Origin of the sequence: Pseudomonas sp. FSL L8-0168 (assembly GCF_037976155.1) — a bacterium.
Taxonomy (GTDB): Bacteria; Pseudomonadota; Gammaproteobacteria; order Pseudomonadales; family Pseudomonadaceae; genus Aquipseudomonas; species Aquipseudomonas paracarnis.
The window spans coordinates 5,359,342-5,378,986 of sequence record NZ_CP150262.1 but is presented as its reverse complement, the minus strand read 5'-3'; the positions used below and the strand labels follow the sequence as shown (position 1 = coordinate 5,378,986).

20 protein-coding genes are annotated in these 19,645 nt (G+C 61.5%); 9 read left to right on the top strand and 11 right to left on the bottom strand.

The genetic code is table 11. The annotated features are described in order from the left end of the window. Positions 1-40: 40 nt before the first annotated feature. From MHH62_RS24785 to MHH62_RS24770, 4 genes are all read right to left on the bottom strand, one after another. Positions 41-661, bottom strand: coding sequence for a 2-dehydro-3-deoxy-6-phosphogalactonate aldolase (locus MHH62_RS24785; protein ID WP_014716302.1), 621 nt, complete (start codon positions 659-661; stop codon positions 41-43). A gap of 1 nt (position 662) precedes the next feature. Next, positions 663-1,622 (bottom strand): 2-dehydro-3-deoxygalactonokinase, encoded by a 960-nt coding sequence (locus MHH62_RS24780; protein ID WP_038448344.1) that lies wholly within the window; start codon positions 1,620-1,622, stop codon positions 663-665. Between the two features lie 176 nt (positions 1,623-1,798). After that, complete coding sequence (locus tag MHH62_RS24775; protein WP_339232078.1) at positions 1,799-2,125, bottom strand: DOPA 4,5-dioxygenase family protein; 327 nt, start codon at positions 2,123-2,125, stop codon at positions 1,799-1,801. A 30-nt stretch (positions 2,126-2,155) separates the two neighbouring features. Next, positions 2,156-3,106, bottom strand: a complete 951-nt coding sequence (locus MHH62_RS24770; protein ID WP_339232077.1) for a LysR family transcriptional regulator — start codon at positions 3,104-3,106, stop codon at positions 2,156-2,158. 103 nt (positions 3,107-3,209) lie between these two features. On the opposite strand from MHH62_RS24770, the gene betC reads away from it, so the two are divergent. The 3 genes from betC (at position 3,210) to MHH62_RS24755 (ending at position 7,448) form a co-directional block, all read left to right on the top strand. After that, positions 3,210-4,724 carry a choline-sulfatase gene (betC, locus tag MHH62_RS24765; RefSeq protein WP_130174808.1) on the top strand — a complete coding sequence of 505 codons (1,515 nt, stop codon included), beginning with the start codon at positions 3,210-3,212 and terminating at the stop codon, positions 4,722-4,724. Positions 4,725-4,742: 18 nt separating this feature from the next. Continuing rightward, entirely contained in the window at positions 4,743-5,657 is a 915-nt protein-coding gene (gene choX, locus MHH62_RS24760; RefSeq protein WP_014716297.1) for a choline ABC transporter substrate-binding protein, read from the top strand. 222 nt (positions 5,658-5,879) lie between these two features. Beyond that, positions 5,880-7,448 (top strand): SulP family inorganic anion transporter, encoded by a 1,569-nt coding sequence (locus MHH62_RS24755; protein ID WP_019816916.1) that lies wholly within the window; start codon positions 5,880-5,882, stop codon positions 7,446-7,448. Between the two features lie 128 nt (positions 7,449-7,576). Here the strand turns inward: MHH62_RS24755 and aroE are convergent, their stop codons facing one another. Then, complete coding sequence (gene aroE, locus MHH62_RS24750; protein WP_014716295.1) at positions 7,577-8,395, bottom strand: shikimate dehydrogenase; 819 nt, start codon at positions 8,393-8,395, stop codon at positions 7,577-7,579. Continuing rightward, positions 8,395-9,327, bottom strand: coding sequence for an oxygen-dependent coproporphyrinogen oxidase (gene hemF / locus MHH62_RS24745; RefSeq protein ID WP_014716294.1), 933 nt, complete (start codon positions 9,325-9,327; stop codon positions 8,395-8,397). Before hemF ends, aroE begins: the two co-directional genes overlap by 1 nt. 178 nt (positions 9,328-9,505) lie before the next feature. Here hemF and MHH62_RS24740 point away from each other — a divergent pair, with 178 nt between their 5' ends. Further along, positions 9,506-10,483: a quinone oxidoreductase gene (locus MHH62_RS24740; RefSeq protein ID WP_339232075.1), complete on the top strand. Its 978-nt coding sequence runs from the start codon at positions 9,506-9,508 to the stop codon at positions 10,481-10,483. Between the two features lie 110 nt (positions 10,484-10,593). Here MHH62_RS24740 and MHH62_RS24735 read toward each other — a convergent pair whose 3' ends face one another. The 3 genes from MHH62_RS24735 to MHH62_RS24725 form a co-directional block, all read right to left on the bottom strand. After that, complete coding sequence (locus MHH62_RS24735; RefSeq protein ID WP_014716292.1) at positions 10,594-11,151, bottom strand: L-threonylcarbamoyladenylate synthase; 558 nt, start codon at positions 11,149-11,151, stop codon at positions 10,594-10,596. A gap of 73 nt (positions 11,152-11,224) precedes the next feature. After that, positions 11,225-12,328: a DNA-processing protein DprA gene (gene dprA / locus MHH62_RS24730; protein ID WP_020301424.1), complete on the bottom strand. Its 1,104-nt coding sequence runs from the start codon at positions 12,326-12,328 to the stop codon at positions 11,225-11,227. A 63-nt stretch (positions 12,329-12,391) separates the two neighbouring features. After that, a complete protein-coding gene (locus tag MHH62_RS24725) occupies positions 12,392-13,168 on the bottom strand; it encodes a hypothetical protein (protein ID WP_014716290.1) in 777 nt (258 codons plus the stop codon). 135 nt (positions 13,169-13,303) lie between these two features. Between MHH62_RS24725 and def the strand changes: the two genes are divergently transcribed. The 5 genes from def (at position 13,304) to MHH62_RS24700 (ending at position 17,982) form a co-directional block, all read left to right on the top strand. Then, positions 13,304-13,810, top strand: coding sequence for a peptide deformylase (gene def / locus MHH62_RS24720; protein WP_003187273.1), 507 nt, complete (start codon positions 13,304-13,306; stop codon positions 13,808-13,810). A gap of 69 nt (positions 13,811-13,879) precedes the next feature. Beyond that, entirely contained in the window at positions 13,880-14,833 is a 954-nt protein-coding gene (fmt, locus tag MHH62_RS24715) for a methionyl-tRNA formyltransferase (protein WP_014716289.1), read from the top strand. After that, entirely contained in the window at positions 14,830-16,140 is a 1,311-nt protein-coding gene (gene rsmB / locus MHH62_RS24710; RefSeq protein WP_014716288.1) for a 16S rRNA (cytosine(967)-C(5))-methyltransferase RsmB, read from the top strand. The genes fmt and rsmB overlap by 4 nt, the downstream gene beginning before the upstream one ends. 22 nt (positions 16,141-16,162) lie before the next feature. Then, the gene (gene trkA, locus MHH62_RS24705) at positions 16,163-17,536 is read left to right on the top strand and encodes a Trk system potassium transporter TrkA (protein ID WP_014716287.1); all 1,374 of its coding nucleotides are present in this window, start codon (positions 16,163-16,165) and stop codon (positions 17,534-17,536) included. Between the two features lie 134 nt (positions 17,537-17,670). Then, on the top strand, positions 17,671-17,982 hold the full coding sequence (locus MHH62_RS24700) for a tetratricopeptide repeat protein (RefSeq protein WP_014716286.1): 312 nt from the start codon (positions 17,671-17,673) through the stop codon (positions 17,980-17,982). Between the two features lie 131 nt (positions 17,983-18,113). Here MHH62_RS24700 and MHH62_RS24695 read toward each other — a convergent pair whose 3' ends face one another. Beyond that, positions 18,114-19,001 (bottom strand): lysophospholipid acyltransferase, encoded by an 888-nt coding sequence (locus MHH62_RS24695; RefSeq protein WP_014716285.1) that lies wholly within the window; start codon positions 18,999-19,001, stop codon positions 18,114-18,116. Positions 19,002-19,041: 40 nt separating this feature from the next. After that, a complete protein-coding gene (tag, locus tag MHH62_RS24690) occupies positions 19,042-19,599 on the bottom strand; it encodes a DNA-3-methyladenine glycosylase I (protein ID WP_014716284.1) in 558 nt (185 codons plus the stop codon). Positions 19,600-19,645 lie beyond the last annotated feature (46 nt).

Genomic DNA, 19,645 nt, shown 5'->3' with positions numbered 1-19,645 from the left:
TCTCTTATAGATGCAGCGCCTGTGGGCGCGGAATATGCTCTCAGCCGAGGGCTTTCCAGGCGGCGACATAAGCCTGGGCACGGCTCGCAACCTGATCCACTGTCATGCCCGGCTTGAACAGCCCGGAACCCAATCCGAAGCCCTTGGCGCCGGCGTCGGTAAACACCTGCATGTTGTCCGGGGTGATGCCGCCCACCGGCAGCAGCAATGTGCCCGCCGGCAATACCGCCAGCCATGCCTTGATCACTGAAGGGCCCATCTGCTCGGCCGGGAACAGCTTCAACACATCGGCGCCTTCGGCCAGTGCGGCAAAGGCCTCCGTAGGCGTGGCTACCCCAGGCGACAAGTACAGGCCCGCCGCTTTAGCGGCACGCAGCACCTTGGCATCGCTGTGGGGCATGACGATCACCTGGCCTCCGGCGGCCTTGACCTGTTCGACCTGCTCAGGCGTCAACACCGTGCCGGCACCGATCAGGCAATCGGCGGGCAAGCTGTCGCGCAGGATGCGGATGCTGGTGTAAGGGTCTGGCGAGTTGAGCGGCACTTCGATCACGCGAAACCCCGCGTCGTACAGCACTTGGCCGACCGCCTGGGCTTCGTCGGGGCGTAGGCCGCGCAGGATGGCGATCAAACCGTTTTGTGCGAGTGCTTGCTTGAGCATGTCAGGCCTCCAGTACAGGTCGAATGAGCCCGGCGGCTTGCGCCAGTTGCCACAGGCCACGCTCGGTGGCTTCTTGCGCCAGGCTGACGTGGGCAAATCCGCAAAGGGCGAGGGCGCGTTGATAGCGGGCGCAAAGTGCAGCAGCGCCGACCAGGATGATCGGCTGATGTTTGGCCGAATCTGGCAAGCCGGCGAGCTCATGGCCGATGAGCAGGCCAGACAGGTAATCGGGTTGCTGGTCGGGCGCCAGCTGCGCGGTCAGCCCAAGGGTACGGGCACTGAACAGGGTCGAAAGTACGCCACGCTGACCATCGTTGGACAGCGCCACGCGCACGCCTCGATCAAACGCCTCGGCCTGGAACTGCTCGCTTGCTTGTTGGGTACGCCCCAGAATGCTGTGCTTGCTCAACACCGCAAACACTTCGCCAGTCATGAAGGTATCGAAATGGGTAATGCGGCCTTCCACCACCTCGACCCACTTGGAATGGCTGCCGGGCAGGCCGATCAACACCTGGGGCCCTAGCCCTTGCAGTACGCCGAGCACTTGGGTTTCTTCGCCACGCATGACATTGGGCAGACCCACTTGCTCGATCACCCCCGGCACGATATGCACCTGCACCCCACGCAGGCTGCGTATGCCATGCAATGCCTGGCCGAGACTGGCGACATCCACGGGCGTGCTGCGATAGGCCGCCTCGCTCCAACCCTGTGCGCTGCCGACCATGCCGCAAGCGATCACCGGCAGCTCGGGCTGGGCATCAAGCCAATCGCCACAGGCGCTATCGAACGCCAGTTCAAAGCCATCGGTGCACAGCACACCGGCTATTTCCCGGGACGCTGTGGGCAAATGCATGATGCCCGTAGCCAGCGAGCGCTGTTCCAGCACAACCCCCGCGGGGCCGAGTTTGTAAGCACGAAGGGAGCTGGTCCCCCAATCGAGCGCGATCAATTGCGCCTGCATCGCTTCACCTGAAATGAGTGGGTGCTGATAAAAGCAGATGGGCGAATATAAACCTAGGGCGCGGAATATCTCAATATATAAATATCAATCCCATATAATGAGACAAGACAAGATAAATCCTACAACTCATCCTGTTTTTACTTAGGGAAAGACGCGGGATTATCGGGTAGGAAAGGCTAAAAAATAGACAGGTCCAGTTCGCGCATCGCACCCATCCAGATGGCGTAATCGGTGTGGTCCTTGAGGTCATCACCGGTTTCAGGGTGCAGGAACACCACCAGACCATTGCGATGCAGCGCCAGCCACGGCAACACCACGCCGATATATTCCGGCTCGAACGCCAACTGGCAACTCCAATCCGGGTGCGGGCCCACGGGCCGCTCGTGCACGCGGCCCATGCGCAGCGGGAACAACTTGGCGGCGTCTTCACAGAGCGCGCGCGCCTGCTCAATCGTGCTGGCGTCGAAGTAGATATGGGCGTGGTAGCCCTTGATACGTTGCATGACAGACTCCGGTTCCACTGTGCGCCGATCCTAGACCGCAATCGACGGCAGGGCCAGCCCGGTCAACGACTGCGCACTGTTGGCCTGTTCCGCCACCAGCCACTCGACAAAGCGGTCCACCAACTGCCCACGGCGTTTGCGCTGGGGCTGCACCACGTAATAGCCCAAGCGCGACGTCACCGTGTGGCTGATCGGCCGGCACAGCCAATTCTGCTCCAGCAGGTTATCCACCAGGTGGCGCCAGCCGATGGCGACGCCCTGGCCGGCAATCGCGGCCTGGATCAGCAAGGTGTAGTTGTCAAAGCGCAATTGCCCAGGGGTCGGCGCAGCCGTGATACCCAATTCACGGAACACGCCATTCCAGTCGAACCACTGGCTGTTGTTTTCCTGGCGCAGGTGCAGCAACGGGCAGTCTTGCAAGGTCTGCACCGTCAGGGGCGCGACCTGCTCCTTGAGCCACTGCGGGCTGCACACCGGGAACACTTCCTCATTGAACAACCACAGGCTTTCGCCCTGCTTGAAACGGCCATCGCCAAACAGCACCGCCACATCAATATCGCTGCGCAGCGTGGCGTGGTTGCGCTCACTGGTGACCAGGCTGACATCCACCTGCGGGTTGGCCTGGTGAAAGCGATGCAGGCGTGGCATCAGCCAATAGGCGGCGAAGGCAAAGTCGGTGGCGACTTGCAGCACTTCATGCTGGCTTTGTTGAGTGATGGCGCCGAGGCCCTGGTTGATGTTCTGCAGGCCGCCTTGCACATGCTCGAACAGCAGGGCGCCAGCGTCGGTCAGTTCGATGCCGCGGTAAATGCGATCAAACAGGCGGATCGCCAGTTGCTCTTCAAGGCGTTTGATTTGCTGGCTGACCGCCGGTTGGGTGGTACCCAGCTCCATCGCGGCCGCGGTGAAACTGCGATGACGCGCCGCCGCCTCAAAGGCGCGCAGCAAATCGAGAGAGAGGCCACCCAACGCTTCATACATAAGCTCAACTTATCCTAGTCATTGCTGTGCATGGGCTTTACCCCATAATTTAAGGCCCGCATGCTCATTGGCATAAACACTGCCTATGGAATGCCGAGAAACCATGAAGCGCAAGAATATTCTTTTCATCATGGCCGATCAGATGGCCGCGCCGATGCTGCCGTTCTACGGGCCTTCCCCGATCAAGCTGCCCAACCTCAGCCGCCTGGCGGCACAAGGCGTGGTGTTCGACGCTGCCTATTGCAACAGCCCGTTGTGCGCACCGTCGCGCTTCACCTTGGTCAGCGGCCAGTTGCCGAGCAAGATCGGCGCCTACGACAACGCCGCCGATTTCCCCGCCGACGTGCCGACCTATGCCCACTACTTGCGCCGCCTGGGCTACCGCACCGCACTGTCGGGCAAGATGCACTTCTGCGGCCCCGACCAGTTGCACGGCTATGAGGAACGCCTGACCAGCGACATCTACCCCGCCGACTACGGCTGGGCGGTGAACTGGGATGAGCCAGACGTACGCCCTACCTGGTATCACAACATGTCCTCGGTGCTGCAAGCCGGTCCGTGTGTACGCACCAACCAGCTGGATTTCGACGAAGAGGTGGTGTTCAAGGCCCAGCAATATCTGTTCGACCACATCCGCGAGCCGGGCGACCAGCCGTTCTGCCTGACCGTGTCGATGACTCATCCCCACGACCCTTACACCATTCCCAAGCCGTTCTGGGACCTCTACGCCGACACCGAGATCCCAATGCCCGCGACGCCGCCCCAGGCCGATCTCGACCCGCATTCCCAGCGGCTGCTCAAGGTTTATGACTTGTGGGACAAACCGCTGCCTGTGGATAAGATCCGCGACGCCCGCCGCGCCTACTTCGGTGCCTGCAGCTACATCGACAGCAACGTCGGCAAGCTGCTGCAGACCCTGGAAGACACCGGCCTGGCCGACGACACCCTGATCATTTTCTCTGGCGACCACGGCGACATGCTTGGCGAGCGCGGCCTCTGGTACAAAATGCACTGGTTTGAAATGGCCGCCCGCGTGCCGCTGCTGATCAGTGCACCGGGGCAGTTCGCCGCTGGCCGCGTCGCCCAGGCCGTGTCGACCGCCGACTTGTTGCCGACCCTGGTGGAATTGGCCGGCGGCGAACTGGATCCGCACTTGCCGCTGGACGGCCGCTCGCTGGTCGCGCACTTGCAGGGGCAGGGCGGGCATGACGAAGTGTTTGGCGAATACATGGCCGAAGGCACCGTCAGCCCATTGATGATGATTCGCCGGGGCGCCTACAAATTCATCTACAGCGAGGACGATCCTTGCCTATTGTTCGATCTGTACAACGACCCGAACGAGCAGGAAAACCTCAGCCAGTCAGCTGAACATCGGCCATTGTTCGAGGCGTTCTTGCGCGAAGCGCGGGCTAAATGGGACATCCCGGCGATCCATCAACAGGTGCTCGCCAGCCAACGCCGTCGCCGCCTGGTGTTTGAAGCGCTGACCCAAGGCAAGCTCAAGAGCTGGGATCACCAGCCACTGGTAGACGCCAGTCAGCAGTACATGCGCAACCATATCGACCTTGATGACCTGGAGCGCAAAGCACGTTTTCCACAACCCTGCCAAAACCAATAAGTAGACAGAGGGAAGGCCATGCAAAAGTTGACCGTGGTACTGAGTTTGGTGGTGCTCAGCAGCGCCCAGGTGTACGCAGACACTCGCTGCGAAACGGTAAAGATGGCCGATCCAGGCTGGAGCGATATTGCCGCCACCAACGCTATCACCAGTTTCCTGCTGACGGGCATGGGCTATCAACCCAAGGTCGACACCCTGGCGGTGCCGATTACCTTCGGCGGGCTCAAGGACGGCCAGGTGGATGTCTTCCTCGGCAACTGGATGCCGGCGCAGCAGGGCTTCTACGACAAGTTCGTGGCCAACGGCGATGTGGTGCAACTGGCGAAGAACCTGGAGGGCACCGAGTTCACCCTCGCCGTGCCGGACTATGTGTGGGACGCCGGGGTGCATGACTTTGCCGACCTGAACACATTTGCCGACAAGTTCGACAAGAAGATCTACGGCATCGGCTCCGGCGCACCAGCCAATATCTCGTTGCAGGAGATCATCAAGAAAAATGATTTCGACCTGGGGCAGTGGAAGCTGATCGAGTCCAGCGAACAGGCGATGCTCGCAGAGGTCTCGCGAGCGGTGAAGAAACAGCGTTTCATCACCTTTCTCGGCTGGACCCCGCACCCGATGAACGTGCAACTGAAAATGCGCTACCTCAAGGGCGGCGAGCAGTACTTTGGTGCCACCGGCAGCGTCTATACCTTGACTCGCAAGGGTTACGCACAAGCGTGCCCCAATGTCGGCAAACTGCTGACCAACCTGAGTTTTACCCAGGCCATGGAGAACAGCATCATGGCTGACGTGGCGAACAACAAGGTCAGCAATGCGCAGGCGGCGAAGACGTGGATCAAGGCCAACCCGGCGGTCCTAGACCAATGGCTGGAGGGGGTGAAAACCCTGGACGGCCAGGAGGCGTTGCCGGCGGTAAAAGCCAAACTCTGACGTTAAAATCGGACGCAGAGCGTCCCGAGCAGCATTCCCACGCAGAGCGTGGGAACGATCAACTCTGACGCTTGCCGGCGACCCCGTGGGAGCTGGCTTGCCTGCGATAGCATCACCCCGGTATGCCTCTCACACCGAGGCGCCAGCATCGCAGGCAAGCCAGCTCCCACAGGTACCCATGCATATTGATACTCTTGCCAAAACCCTTTATCCGAGCCTGCGATGCCCCGGCCCAACCGCCATACACTCTTGCCTTTCCTGCGCTGGCTGCCGCGCCAAACCCGCGCCAGCGTCGGCCGGGACGCGATCGTCGGCCTCAGCGGCGCTGTGCTTGCGCTGCCGCAGTCGATTGCCTACGCACTGATCGCCGGTCTCCCACCCGAATATGGGCTCTACGCAGCCATCATCCCAGTATTGATCGCCTGCCTGTGGGGCTCGTCCTGGCACCTGATCTGCGGGCCCACGGCCGCCATCTCCATCGTGCTTTACGCCAGCATCAGCCCACTGGCCGTGCCAGGCTCCCAGGACTACATCACCCTCATCCTGTTGCTGACCTTTCTCGCCGGGGTATTCCAATGGTTGCTCGGCCTGCTGCGCTTCGGCGCGTTGGTGAACTTTGTCTCCCATTCGGTGGTGCTGGGTTTCACCCTGGGTGCCGCCGTAGTGATCGCCTTGGGGCAATTGCCCAACCTGCTCGGCTTGGATTTACCGAGCCAGGCCACGGCTATCAATGGCCTGCTGGCGCTGATCGACCATCGTGGCGAGTGGGACCACGCGTCCCTGGCCCTGGGGCTGGGTACATTGCTGGCAGGTATGCTGCTCAAGTACCTCGTGCCACGTTGGCCGACATTGTTGATCGCCTTGGTGTTGGGCAGCCTGGCGGCATGGCTGTTGCCGGCGATGTTCGGGCATGTGGCACGGGTCAGTTCGTTTATTGGCAAACTGCCGCCGTTCAGCCCGTTGCCGATGGATCTGGATCTGGTACTACGCCTGCTGCCCAGTGCCGTAGCGGTGGGAATGCTGGGGTTGGTGACCAGCCTGTCGATTGCCCGTTCGCTGTCCGCCCGCTCGCAACAACTGCTCGACGCCAACCAGGAAGTACGCGCCCAGGGTTTATCCAACATCGTGGGCGGATTTTTTTCCGGATACCTGTCAGCCGGATCGTTCACCCGCTCGGGCCTCAGTTATGAGGCGGGTGCCTGTTCGCCATTGGCGGGGGTTTTTTCGGCTCTGTGGGTGGCGTTATTCGCGTTATTTGGCGCAGCGTTGATTGCGCATATTCCGATCCCGAGCATGGCGGCGAGCATCCTGCTGATCTGCTGGGGCCTGGTGGACCACCGCGGCATCCGTGCGCTGTTCCGGGTCAGCCGCGCCGAATTTGTGGTGATGAGCCTGACCTGTGTCGCCACCTTGTTGCTGGAGCTGCAAACGGCGATCTATGCCGGGGTGCTGGCGTCGCTGTTTTTCTACCTCAAACGCACCTCGCAGCCACGGGTGCAACACTGGCGCGACGGTGAAGCGGATGTGTTGCGGGTGGGCGGCTCGATCTTTTTTGGCGCCAGCCATTACCTGCAAGTGCGCCTGCAACGTCTGCAGGGTGAGCGGGTGGTGATCGAGGCGCAGCAGATCAACTTTATCGACTATTCCGGGGTGGAGATGCTGCACCAGGAGGCGCGGCGGTTGGCGGGGTTGGGCCGTAGCTTGACGTTGCGTGGGGCCAGGCCGCAGGTGGTCGAGGAATTGATGAAGCTGGAGGGGCCGGATAACTGCCCCCTCCATTTCGAAGATTAAACCCGATCAACTGTGGGAGCTGGCTTGCCTGCGATAGCGGTGGATCAGCCAGCACATGGGTAACTGACCTATTGCTATCGCAGGCAAGCCAGCTCCCACATTAAGTGTGCCCACATCAGCGTGTGGGATCAGGCCAATTGCCGGCGCAGTTCGGCCAGTACGGGGCCCGAATCCGGACGCACGCCGCGCCACAGCAAGAAGGCTTCCGCCGCTTGCTCCACCAGCATGCCCAGGCCATCCATCGCCACCGCCGCGCCTTGCTCGCTCGCCCAGCGGCAGAATGCGGTGGGTTCCTTGGCGTACATCATGTCGTAGCAGAAGGTCTTGCCCGGCTCGATCAGGCTGCCGGCAATCGGCGGTACATCGCCTGACAGGCTGGCCGACGTGGCATTGATGATCACATCCACCGGCTCACGCAACCAGTCGAAACCACTGGCAGACACCGGGCCCAGGTCATCGAACAGCTCAGCCAGCCGCTCGGCCTTTTCCACGGTGCGGTTGGCGATGATCAACGACGAGGGTTGCTGCGCCAGCAACGGCTCCAGCGCACCGCGTACCGCGCCACCGGCGCCCAACAACAGAATGCGTTTGCCTTGCAGGCTCAGCCCGGCATTGACCGTCAAGTCGCGCACCAGGCCCGCGCCGTCGGTGTTGTCGCCCAACAACGTGCCGTCAGCCAGTTTGCTCAAGGTGTTCACGGCGCCGGCGCGCTGGGCACGTTCGGTCAGGGTATTGGCCAAGCGATAGGCCTCTTCCTTGAACGGCACGGTCACGTTGGCGCCACGGCCCTGTTGGAAAAACTCACGGGCACAGGCGGTGAAGTCCTCCAACGGCGCGAGCATCGTGCTGTAGTCCAGTTGCTCGCCGGTCTGGGCGGCGAACAGACGATGAATCAGCGGCGACTTGCTATGGCCGATGGGGTTGCCGAACACCACATAACGGTCCATCACACCGCCGCCTTGGGCGCGGCAACGCCGAGCCAGTCACGGTCTTGCAGGAAGTAGTCGGTGAGGCGCGCCTCTTCGCTGCCGGCTTCGGCCTTCCAGTCGTAGCTCCAGCGTACCTGAGGTGGCAGCGACATCAGGATCGACTCCGTACGCCCGCCCGATTGCAGGCCGAACAGGGTGCCCCGGTCATAGACCAGGTTGAACTCAACGTAGCGGCCCCGGCGGAACTCCTGGAACTGGCGTTGTTGCTCGGTGTACGCCATGGCCTTGCGACGCTGCACAATCGGCAGATAGGCATCGATGTAGGCATCGCCGATGGCGCGGATGAAGGCGAAGCAGGTGTCAAAGCCCCACTCGTTCAAGTCATCGAAGAACAGCCCACCGATGCCACGGGGCTCGTTGCGGTGCTTGATGTGGAAGTAGGTGTCACACCAGGCCTTGTAGCGGGAGTACACATCCGGGCCAAACGGTGCACAGGCCTGCTCGGCCACGCGGTGCCAGTGAATGCAGTCTTCTTCATTGCCGTAATACGGGGTGAGATCGAAGCCACCACCGAACCACCACACCGGTTCTTCACCTTCTTTTTCAGCGATGAAAAACCGCACATTGGCGTGGGAAGTCGGTACATGAGGGTTATGCGGATGGATCACCAGCGACACACCCAGGGCCTCAAACCCACGGCCCGCCAGTTCAGGGCGATGGGCACTGGCAGACGGTGGCAGACCGCTGCCGAACACGTGGGAAAAGTTGACACCGCCTTTTTCGATCACCGAACCGTTTTCCATCACACGGGTACGACCGCCACCGCCGGCTGGCCGGGTCCAGGCGTCTTCGATAAAGCGAGTGTCCGTCTCGAAGGTTTCCAGGGCGCTGCAAATGCGGTCTTGCAGGTCAAGCAGGTAGGCTTTAACGGCCTCGGTGCGGGTAGTCATGGCATCACCTTGAATCGGGCAAAGCTACGCGAGGCCCATGGGGCGTCGGCGGCAAATGGGCGCACAGGATACCACTGCGCCTACATGCCACTGCACTTAGGTGCACAGCAGTTGACGAGGATCAAGCTTAGGAGTCCGATAGGGGGCTACGCAGATTCGAACCCAAGGAGAAGTGCAGATGGCCAAACGTATCCAGTTCAGCGCCCATGGCGGCCCCGAAGTACTTGAATATGTGGACTACACGCCAGCGGAGCCTGGCCCACAGCAGGTTCGGGTGCGCAACGAGGCCATCGGCCTGAACTTCATCGACACCTATTTCCGCAGTGGTCTCTACGCGCCGCCCGCCCTGCCATCGGGCCTGGGTGCGGAAGGCGCTGGCGTGGTGGACGCGGTGGGCAGTGAAGTCAGCCAATTCAAAGTTGGCGACCGCGTGGCCTACGGTAGCGGCCCGCTGGGTGCCTACAGCGAGCTACATGTGTTGCCTGCCGCCAACTTGGTGCACCTGCCGGATGAGATCAGCTTTGAACAGGCCGCCGGTGCCATGCTCAAAGGCCTGACCGTGCAATACCTGTTGCGCCAGACCTATGAGCTCAAAGGCGGTGAAACCATTTTGTTCCACGCCGCCGCCGGTGGCGTGGGTTCCCTGGCCTGCCAATGGGCCAAGGCCCTGGGCGTGAAGTTGATCGGTACGGTCAGCTCCCCGGAAAAAGCCGCTTTGGCCAAATCGCTGGGCGCCTGGGAAACCATCGACTACAGCAAGGAAGATGTCGCACAACGCGTACTGGAATTGACTGACGGCAAGAAGTGCCCGGTGGTATATGACGGCGTCGGCAAAGACACCTGGCTGACCTCGCTCGACAGCGTGTCACCGCGGGGCTTGTTGGTGAGCTTCGGCAATGCGTCGGGTGCAGTGGATGGGGTGAACCTGGGGATTCTGTCGGCGAAAGGATCGCTGTACGTGACCCGGCCTACTTTGGCGACCTACGCGAACAACCCGGCGAACTTGCAGGCGATGGCGGACGATCTGTTTTCGATGATCAAAAGTGGCAAGGTGCGCATTGATATCAACCAGCGCTACTCGCTGGCAGAGGCGGCCAAAGCGCAGACGGAGTTGTCGGCGCGGCGCACGACTGGATCGACCATCCTGCTGCCTTAAGATCGTACCCACGCTCTGCGTGGGAATGCATACCGTGACGCTCTGCGTCACAAGCGGACGCAGAGCGTCCAATGCGGCGTTCCCACGCAGAGCGTGGGAACGAGCTGCACCTAGGAGGGGCGCACCACATCACCCGTCACCAGGTCCCGAATCAGGCTCGGGTTCTTGCGCCCACCCAAGGCGCCGCCCAACACCAGGTCCACTTGCCCGCGAAAATACTGCTCCACGCGAATCCGCGTGCGGGCTGCCGGACGGCCCTGTGGGTTGGCCGAGGTGGAAATCAACGGGCCGACCTCGGCGCACAAATCTCTCACCAACGGATGATCACTGACCCGCAGCGCTACGGTGTCATGCACACCCGTGACCCATTCGGGCAGCAAGTCTTGATGGGGCACCAGCCACGTATTCGGCCCTGGCCAGGTGCTGGCCATGCGTTCGATCCATGTGTCCGGGAAATCTTCAAACAGAAAGTCGAACTGACGAATATTGTCCGCCACCAGGATCAGGCCTTTGTCGACCGAGCGGTTCTTGATCGCCAGCAGCCGATCCACTGCTTCTTCGTTCCACGGGTCGCAGCCCAGGCCCCAGACCGCTTCGGTCGGATAGGCGATCACCGCGCCTGCGCGAATTTCCCGTGCGGCTTCCAGCACACGCCACCTGTTGACCATTGTTTACTCTCCGGACTAAAGCTCTGGGCAGTTTACCGATCTTCGTTACAAAACCTAGCGCCAAAAACGTCCACTACAAAAGCGGACACCGCGCCAGCCAGCGCCCGCTTTCGCAAATCACCTGGCCCTCCAACTCCAGCTCCGTCAGGGTGGCCAGCACTTGGGACAACGGCCGGCCGCTGGCAATCGCCAAGGCTTCGCTGCTATGCGGTGCCGCGTGCAGCAGCGCCACCAGCGGATGGGTCACGGGCACCGGCGCAGCAGGGGGCAACCGCTGCCAACCGCGCAGGCCTTCAAGAATGTGCTCGATGGTTTCCACCAGCACCGCGCCATCACGGATCAGTTGATGACAGCCCTTGGCGGCGGGGTGGTGGATGGAACCCGGAATCGCGTACACCTCACGCCCTTGCTCCGCCGCCAGGCGTGCGGTGATCAGCGAGCCGCTGGACATACTGGCCTCCACCACCAGCACGCCTAACGACAACCCGCTGATAATCCGGTTGCGCCGTGGGAAATTACCGGCCTGGGGCGCGGTATCCAGCGGAAACTCGGAAACCACGGCGCTGCCTTGGGCGATCATCGCCGCAGCAAGCTTGCGATGGCGCTGTGGATAAAAATTTTCCAGGCCAGTGCCAAGCACGCCGATGGTATGGCCGCCCACGTCCAATGCCGCCTGGTGCGCTGCGCCGTCAATGCCCACCGCCAGCCCACTGGTGATGACAAAACCGGCGCTCGCCAGGCTGCGGGAAAAGGCCGCTGCCGTGTCCATGCCTGGGCGAGAGGCACGCCGGCTTCCGACCATGGCCAACTGTGGTTTTTCCAGAATACCGGGGTCGCCCGCCACGAATAACAACGGCGGCGCATCGTCGATCTGCGCGAGCAACGCCGGGTACTCTGGTTGGTCCCACATCAGCAAATGCTGGGCCGGGCGCGCCAGCCAGGCCAACGCCTCACTGGCACCGTCACGGACTTTGGGGCTACGTCGGGCCTCGGCACTGATGGCGGGCAAACCGAGGGAACGCCAGGCGCTGGCGGGAGCACTCAGGGCCTTGGAAGCGCAACCAAAGGCTTCGATCAACACGTGAAAACGCTTGGGCCCCAGTTCTGGCAGCCTGTGCAAGCGTAGCCGGGCTTCCAGCTCTGCCGGGGAAATATCGCTACTGTTTATCGGATTCATATGATCATCCTTGACCGGAACAAGCTGTGGATAACTCTGTTGGTAACTTATTTAGCAGGCTATTTATTGCGCTTGTTGAGCCGTCTCGAAACGGTCTTGCACGGCCAACGACCTTGAAGCACTGAGCACCAGGGCATAGCTGAGCTTTTCGTAGGTGCGAAACACCAGCAGGGTGCCCGCTCGCTCATCCGGGAGCGGCGTGGGCGTACCGGTGAGGGCGTCTCGCACGGTGGCGCCAGCCTTGATCACCGTGAGCAGTTGGCCTTCCATCAGGCCATCGCGGCGGCCCTTGTTCAGGGTCACAGCATCGAGCACGCCAATCTGCGTGACGCCCTTGGGGATGTCGATGATGTGCCCTGTAATCAAGGGTGCGGGTTTGCAGGGTTCCAGGCTGGCCAAAGCAACGGGAGGCTCGGCGCGCAACAAACGGTCACCCGGGCGAATTTCCTGGGTCACCCGTTGCACTGCCAAGGTGGTGAGGCTGTCGGCAAGCACAAAGCGTGCAGTGCCGATGTCGTCGGCATTGATGCCGAGTAATTCCTGGGTAACGGGGTCGGTGTAGGCCTTGCCCCGCCGAAAGATCCCGTAGCTGGGCTGGGCCGGGTCCAGATGCCCGCGCGCATGCACACGCTCGTCGTTGGCACCCAGCACGCGCCCGCCTTGAGCCGCAATAATATAAGGCGCGTTGTCCAGGTCGTGGGGGGAGTCAAAAATACGGTTGTGCAGTAAAAAATGCTGAATGGCCTGTTGCGCGGCCTGATCCAGACGCTCAGTGGGTTGCACAATCAATGCCGTGGCGAACGGGGCCCACAGCAGCAAGACGAGTAGCGATTTCCTCATGGGGTGAATCTCCTTTATTATGTGCGTTCGCGTGAAATGCCATAGCCTTCGCGGCTTCCGAGCGTTTCACACCGGCCGTATGGGTCCATCCCACCGCCGATTTGTCTCTTCCTCACATGTGCAGCAATTACGCTTATGGCTATTTTGAACATCCTCGAATTTCCCGACTCGCGCCTGCGCACGATCGCCAAGCCGGTGGCCGTAGTGGACGACAAGGTTCGTCAGTTGGTCGATGACATGTTTGAAACAATGTATGAAGCCCCGGGCATCGGCCTCGCCGCTACCCAGGTCAACGTGCACCTGCGTGTCGTGGTCATGGACCTGTCGGAAGATCGCAGCGAACCTCGGGTGTACATCAACCCTGAGTTCGAACCGCTGACCGAAGAGATGGGCGAATACCAGGAAGGCTGCCTGTCGGTGCCGGAGTTCTACGAGAACGTTGAACGCCCGCTGCGCGTTAAGATCAAGGCGCTGGACCGTGACGGCAAGCCGTTTGAGCTGATTGCCGAAGGTCTGTTGGCGGTGTGCATCCAGCATGAATGCGACCACCTTAACGGCAAACTGTTTGTCGATTACCTGTCCACGCTCAAGCGGGACAGGATCAAGAAAAAGCTGGAAAAAAAGCATCGCCAGCAAGCTTGATGCCCTTCTTCCAAAGGCTTGCTGCGGCAAGCCTTTTTCTTTTGTGACTGTTTTTAACCGAGAACTCCCATGACCGAGCCATTGCGCATTGTTTTTGCCGGCACTCCTGAATTTGCCGCCGAACACCTCAAGGCGCTGCTTGCCAGCCCTTATGACATCGTCGCGGTGTACACCCAACCGGATCGCCCGGCCGGTCGCGGGCAAAAACTGATGCCGAGCCCGGTCAAGCAATTAGCACTGGAGCACAACATTCCGGTGCTGCAACCGCCGACCCTGCGTAACGCCGACGCCCAGGCCGAACTGGCCGCGCTGAAGCCGGACCTGCTGGTGGTGGTGGCTTACGGTTTGATCCTGCCTCAGGCTGTGCTGGATATACCGCGCCTGGGTTGCATCAACAGTCATGCTTCACTGCTGCCCCGCTGGCGCGGTGCGGCGCCGATTCAACGTGCCGTTGAAGCAGGCGACAGCGAGAGCGGCGTGACCGTGATGCGCATGGAAGCCGGCCTGGATACCGGGCCGATGCTGCTCAAAGTCACCACACCGATCACCGCCCAAGACACCGGCGGCAGCCTGCACGACCGCCTCGCTGAATTGGGGCCGCCCGCCGTGATCCAGGCCATCGCTGGCCTGGCTGCCGGCACACTGGAAGGCGAGGTACAGGACGACAGCCTGGCCACCTACGCGCACAAATTGAACAAAGACGAAGCACGCATCGACTGGAGCCGCCCAGCCGTGGAGCTTGAGCGCCTGGTACGTGCCTTCAACCCGTGGCCGATCTGCCACAGCACCCTGAACGGCGAGGCTTTGAAAGTGTTGGCCGCGACCCTGGCCGATGGTGCAGGCGCTCCCGGCGAGATCATCGGCGCCAGCAAAGACGGCCTGTTGGTGGCTTGCGGTGAACAGGCGCTGTGCCTGACGCGTCTGCAATTGCCCGGCGGCAAGGCGCTGAACTTCAGTGATTTGTTCAACAGTCGTCGTGAGAAATTCGCCCTGGGCACCACGCTTGGAGTGGTCACTCAATGAACCCACGTCTGGCCGCCGCCAAGGCTCTCGCCGCCGTGCTCAACGGCAAGGCTTCGCTGAACAGTTCATTGCCCACGCAGTTGGATAAGGTTGAAGACCGCGATCGGGGGTTTACGCAGGACCTGGCCTTTGGCACCGCCCGTTGGCAGCCACGGTTGTCTGCGTTGGCCGCCAAGCTGCTGCAAAAACCGTTCAAAACGGCGGACGCGGATGTCGAGGCGCTGTTGCTGGTGGGTCTCTACCAGTTGCTCTACACCCGCGTGCCCGCCCACGCCGCCATTGGTGAAACCGTCGGCTGCGCCGACAAGCTGAAAAAACCCTGGGCCAAGGCCCTGCTCAATGCCGTGCTGCGCCGCGCCCAGCGTGAAAGCGAAACGCTGTTGGCCGAGCTGGAACATGATCCGGTGGTGCGCACCGCCCACCCGCGCTGGCTGCAAAAATCCCTGAAGGCCTTTTGGCCCGAGCAATGGGAGGCTATCTGCGCGGCCAACAACGCGCACCCGCCGATGATCCTGCGGGTCAACCGTCGCCACCACAGCCGGGATGCATACCTGCAATTACTCGCCGACGCGGCCATCAACGCCACCCCGTGCGTGTACAGCACGGACGGTATCGTGCTGGAAGCCGCCGCCGATGTGCGCAGCCTGCCGGGCTTTGCCCAAGGCTGGATCAGCGTGCAGGACGAGGCCGCGCAATTGGCTGCCGATCTGCTCGATTTGGCCCCAGGCCAGCGCGTACTCGACGCCTGCTGCGCGCCAGGCGGTAAGACGTGTCACATCCTTGAGGTTGAAAAAGACCTGGCCGGTGTGGTGGCTGTGGACCTTGAGGCCAAGCGCCTGGTGCGCGTGCGGGAAAACCTTGCACGCCTGGGCCTCAGCGCCGACCTGATCGCCGCCGACGGCCGCGACACCGCGACGTGGTGGGACGGCAAGCCATTCCAGCGCATCCTGCTGGACGCTCCTTGCTCCGCCACCGGTGTGATCCGTCGGCACCCGGACATCAAGCTGACCCGCCAGCCCGACGACATCGCCGCCCTGGCGGTGTTGCAAGGCGAACTGCTCGACGCGCTGTGGCCAACCCTGGAAGTGGGCGGCATCCTGCTTTACGCCACCTGCTCCACGCTGCCCACCGAAAATACCGAGGTCATCCAAGCCTTCCTCGCCCGCACCAGCGGCGCGCGCGAACTGGACCTCGCCACCAGCGCCGGCATCAAGCAGCCCCACGGCCGCCAACTGCTCGCGCAGGAAGGCGGGCACGATGGCTTCTACTACGCCAAACTGATCAAGATTGCCGCCGCGCGCGGCTGAATGGTTTTAAGGGAGTGACCGGATGAAAATCATCATCCTTGGAGCAGGGCAGGTGGGTGGCACGCTGGCCGAACATTTGGCCGGTGAAGCCAACGACATCACCGTGGTCGACACCGATGCCGAGCGCTTGCGCAACCTGGGCGACCGCCTGGACATTCGTACGGTGCAAGGCCGCGCGTCGTTTCCGACGGTGCTGCGCCAGGCCGGTGCCGACGATGCCGACATGCTGGTGGCTGTGACCAACAGCGACGAGACCAACATGGTCGCCTGCCAGGTCGCCCACACCCTGTTCCACACCCCGACCAAGATCGCTCGGGTGCGCGAAGCGGCTTACCTGACCCGCGCCGGGCTGTTCGACAACGACGCCATCCCGGTAGACGTCCTGATCAGCCCGGAACAGGTGGTGACCCACTACATCAAGCGCCTGATCGAAATTCCAGGTGCGCTACAGGTTATCGACTTCGCTGAAGGCAAAGCGCAACTGGTAGCCGTGAAGGCCTATTACGGCGGGCCGCTGGTTGGCCAGCAATTGCGCCAGCTGCGTGAGCACATGCCGAATGTGGAAACCCGCGTCGCCGCGATTTTCCGCCGTGACCGGCCGATCCTGCCCCAGGGCGATACGGTGATCGAGGCTGACGACGAAGTGTTTTTCATCGCCGCCAAGGCGAACATTCGTGCGGTCATGAGCGAAATGCGCAGGCTCGACGAAAGCTACAAACGCATCGTCATCGCCGGCGGTGGGCAGATTGGCGAGCGTTTGGCCGAAGCCATCGAAAGCCGCTATCAGGTGAAGATCATCGAGATGAGCCCGACGCGGTGTCGGCATTTGTCCGACACCCTCGACAGCACTGTCGTACTGCAAGGCAGCGCCTCGGACCGTGACCTGCTGATGGAAGAGAACATCGCCGACGCGGATATCTTCCTGGCCCTGACCAACGATGACGAAGCCAATATCATGTCGTCCTTGCTCGCCAAGCGGCTGGGGGCGAAGAAGGTGATGACCATCATCAACAACCCGGCCTATGTGGACCTGATCCAGGGCGGCGATATCGACATTGCCATCAGCCCGCAGTTGGCGACCATCGGTACCTTGCTCGCCCACGTACGGCGTGGCGACATTGTCAGCGTGCACTCGTTGCGCCGTGGCGCAGCGGAAGCCATCGAGGCGATTGCCCACGGTGACTCCAAGTCCAGCAAAGTGATTGGCAAGGCGATCCGCGATATCGGCCTGCCGCCCGGTACCACCATTGGCGCGATCATTCGCGATGAAGAAGTGATCATTGCCCACGACGACACGGTGATCGCCACCGGAGACCACGTGATTTTGTTCCTTGTGGACAAGAAACATATCCGCGATGTGGAGAAGCTGTTCCACGTGGGGTTGAGCTTTTTCTGATTAAAAATTTGAGTGAGCCTGCCGCCGCCATCGCGGCAAGCCCGCTCCCACATGTGATCGCGTTCCAAGTGTGGGAGCGGGCTTGCCCGCGATGACGATATCGAAACCGCTATATAGCTAAAGGACGCACAGTCATGCTCGAATCCCTGGAAAAAATGCTCGCCAAGGGTGTGGATAATTCATTGCTGCGCTTTGGCCTGGGCAAGGGTTATCTGGACCTGAAGGACAACGCAACGGCGGCCGAGCATTTGCAGCGATGCGTCGAGTTCGATCCGAAGTATTCGGCGGCGTGGAAGTTGTTGGGCAAGGCGCGGCTGGGATTGGAAGATCGCGCGGCAGCACACCTGGCATGGGAGAAGGGCATCGAAGCCGCCCAGGCCCATGGCGACAAACAGGCCGAAAAAGAAATGACGGTGTTCCTGAAGAAACTTGATCGCCAAACCTGAGGTGATCACCTGTGGGAGCTGGCTTGCCTGCGATGCAGACACCTCGGTATATCAGGCACTCCGAGGTGATGCTATCGCAGGCAAGCCAGCTCCCACATTTGATCTCCATTGGGCTGGAGGTCAGCGGTGAGTCAGTACCACCGCGCCTCACCCGGCGGGCGTTTCTTGAAGCGTTTCATGCTCCACATGTACTGGCTTGGGTAAGCACCTACATAGCGCTCAACTACCTTGCTCATCGCCGCACAGGACGTCGCGGTGTCGGTGCTGTACATGTCCTCCGGCGCCGCTTCCAGGATCACCTTGTAGCCCGAGCCGTCCGGCAGCCGCAGGGCATGCAGGAACACACCCACCGCCTTGTGGCCCGCGAGCATGTTCGGCACGAACTTGCTGGTAAGCGCCTGGGTGGCAAAAAACGGTACGAAGATCCCGGCGGACTCAGCCGGCTCCGGGTCGGCAGGAATGCCCACCTGGCCGCCTTTGCGCACTTCCTTGATCACGCTGAGAATGCCTTCCTTGGTGGAAGCCGCCACGCGGTTGCCCAGCTGCACGCGTTGTTTGCGCAGCAGTTCGTCCACCGCCTTGAGCTTGGGGGGGCGATAGAAAATGATCGGTTTGCACTGGCTGCAATAGAAGTGGTTCAACACTTCCCAGTTGCCCAGGTGGCTGGTGATGCCCACCACGCCTTTGCCAGAAGCCAGGGCCTCGTGCAGCACTTCCAAGCCCTCGACTTCGCGGACCAGGTCGATGGAGCGCTGCGCCGGCCAGATCCACGCGCAGGCGCTTTCGGTGAGGGACTTGCCGATGTCCATCAGGCTGCGGCCCACCAGGCGCTCGCGTTCTGCAGGGTCCATGTCCGGGAAGCATTTGGAGAGGTTGATCCGCACGGTATCGCGGGAACGGTTGGGGGTTTTCCACATGATCCAGCCGATCCCCGTGCCGACGGCTTGTACGGCGCGCCAGGGCAGCAGGGCAAACAACCGAAGAGCGCCTACCAGCAAGGCGCCTTTAAACTTTTCCACAGGTCACTCCTGATCGTGTGTGGTGCGCAAAGCCGGCATTCTAACCGGCGTTGACCAAGTCCGCGTAACGGTCGCAGTCCTGGGTGTGGTCCATGACCATGCCCGAGGCCTGCATGAAGGCGTAGCAGATGGTCGGCCCGACGAAGGTGAAGCCGGCCTTTTTCAAGGCTTTGCTCATGGCTTGGGCTTCGGGCGTGATCGCCGGGACGTCGCTGCGATCCTTGAAGTGATTGACCTTGGGTTTGCCGCCGACAAACGACCACAGCAACCCCACGGGATCTTCCAGCGCCAGCCAGGCCGCGGCGTTGCGCCGGGTAGCGTTGAGCTTCAAGCGATTGCGCACGATACCCGGGTCCTGCATCAGCACCTCGATTTCGTCATCGCTCAATTGCGCCAGACGCTGCGCGTCAAAGCCGAACAACACCTTTCGATAATGCTCGCGTTTGCGTAAAACGGTGATCCAGGACAGGCCTGCCTGGAACCCTTCGAGCAAAAGCAACTCGAACAAACCCTGCGCATCGCGCAGCGGCGTTCCCCACTCTTGATCGTGATAAGCCATGTACAGCGGATCTTCAGAACACCAAAAGCAGCGTGGCATAAGGCTCCAGGGAGTGGTGGCGGGGCCGAATCGGGTATACTCCCGC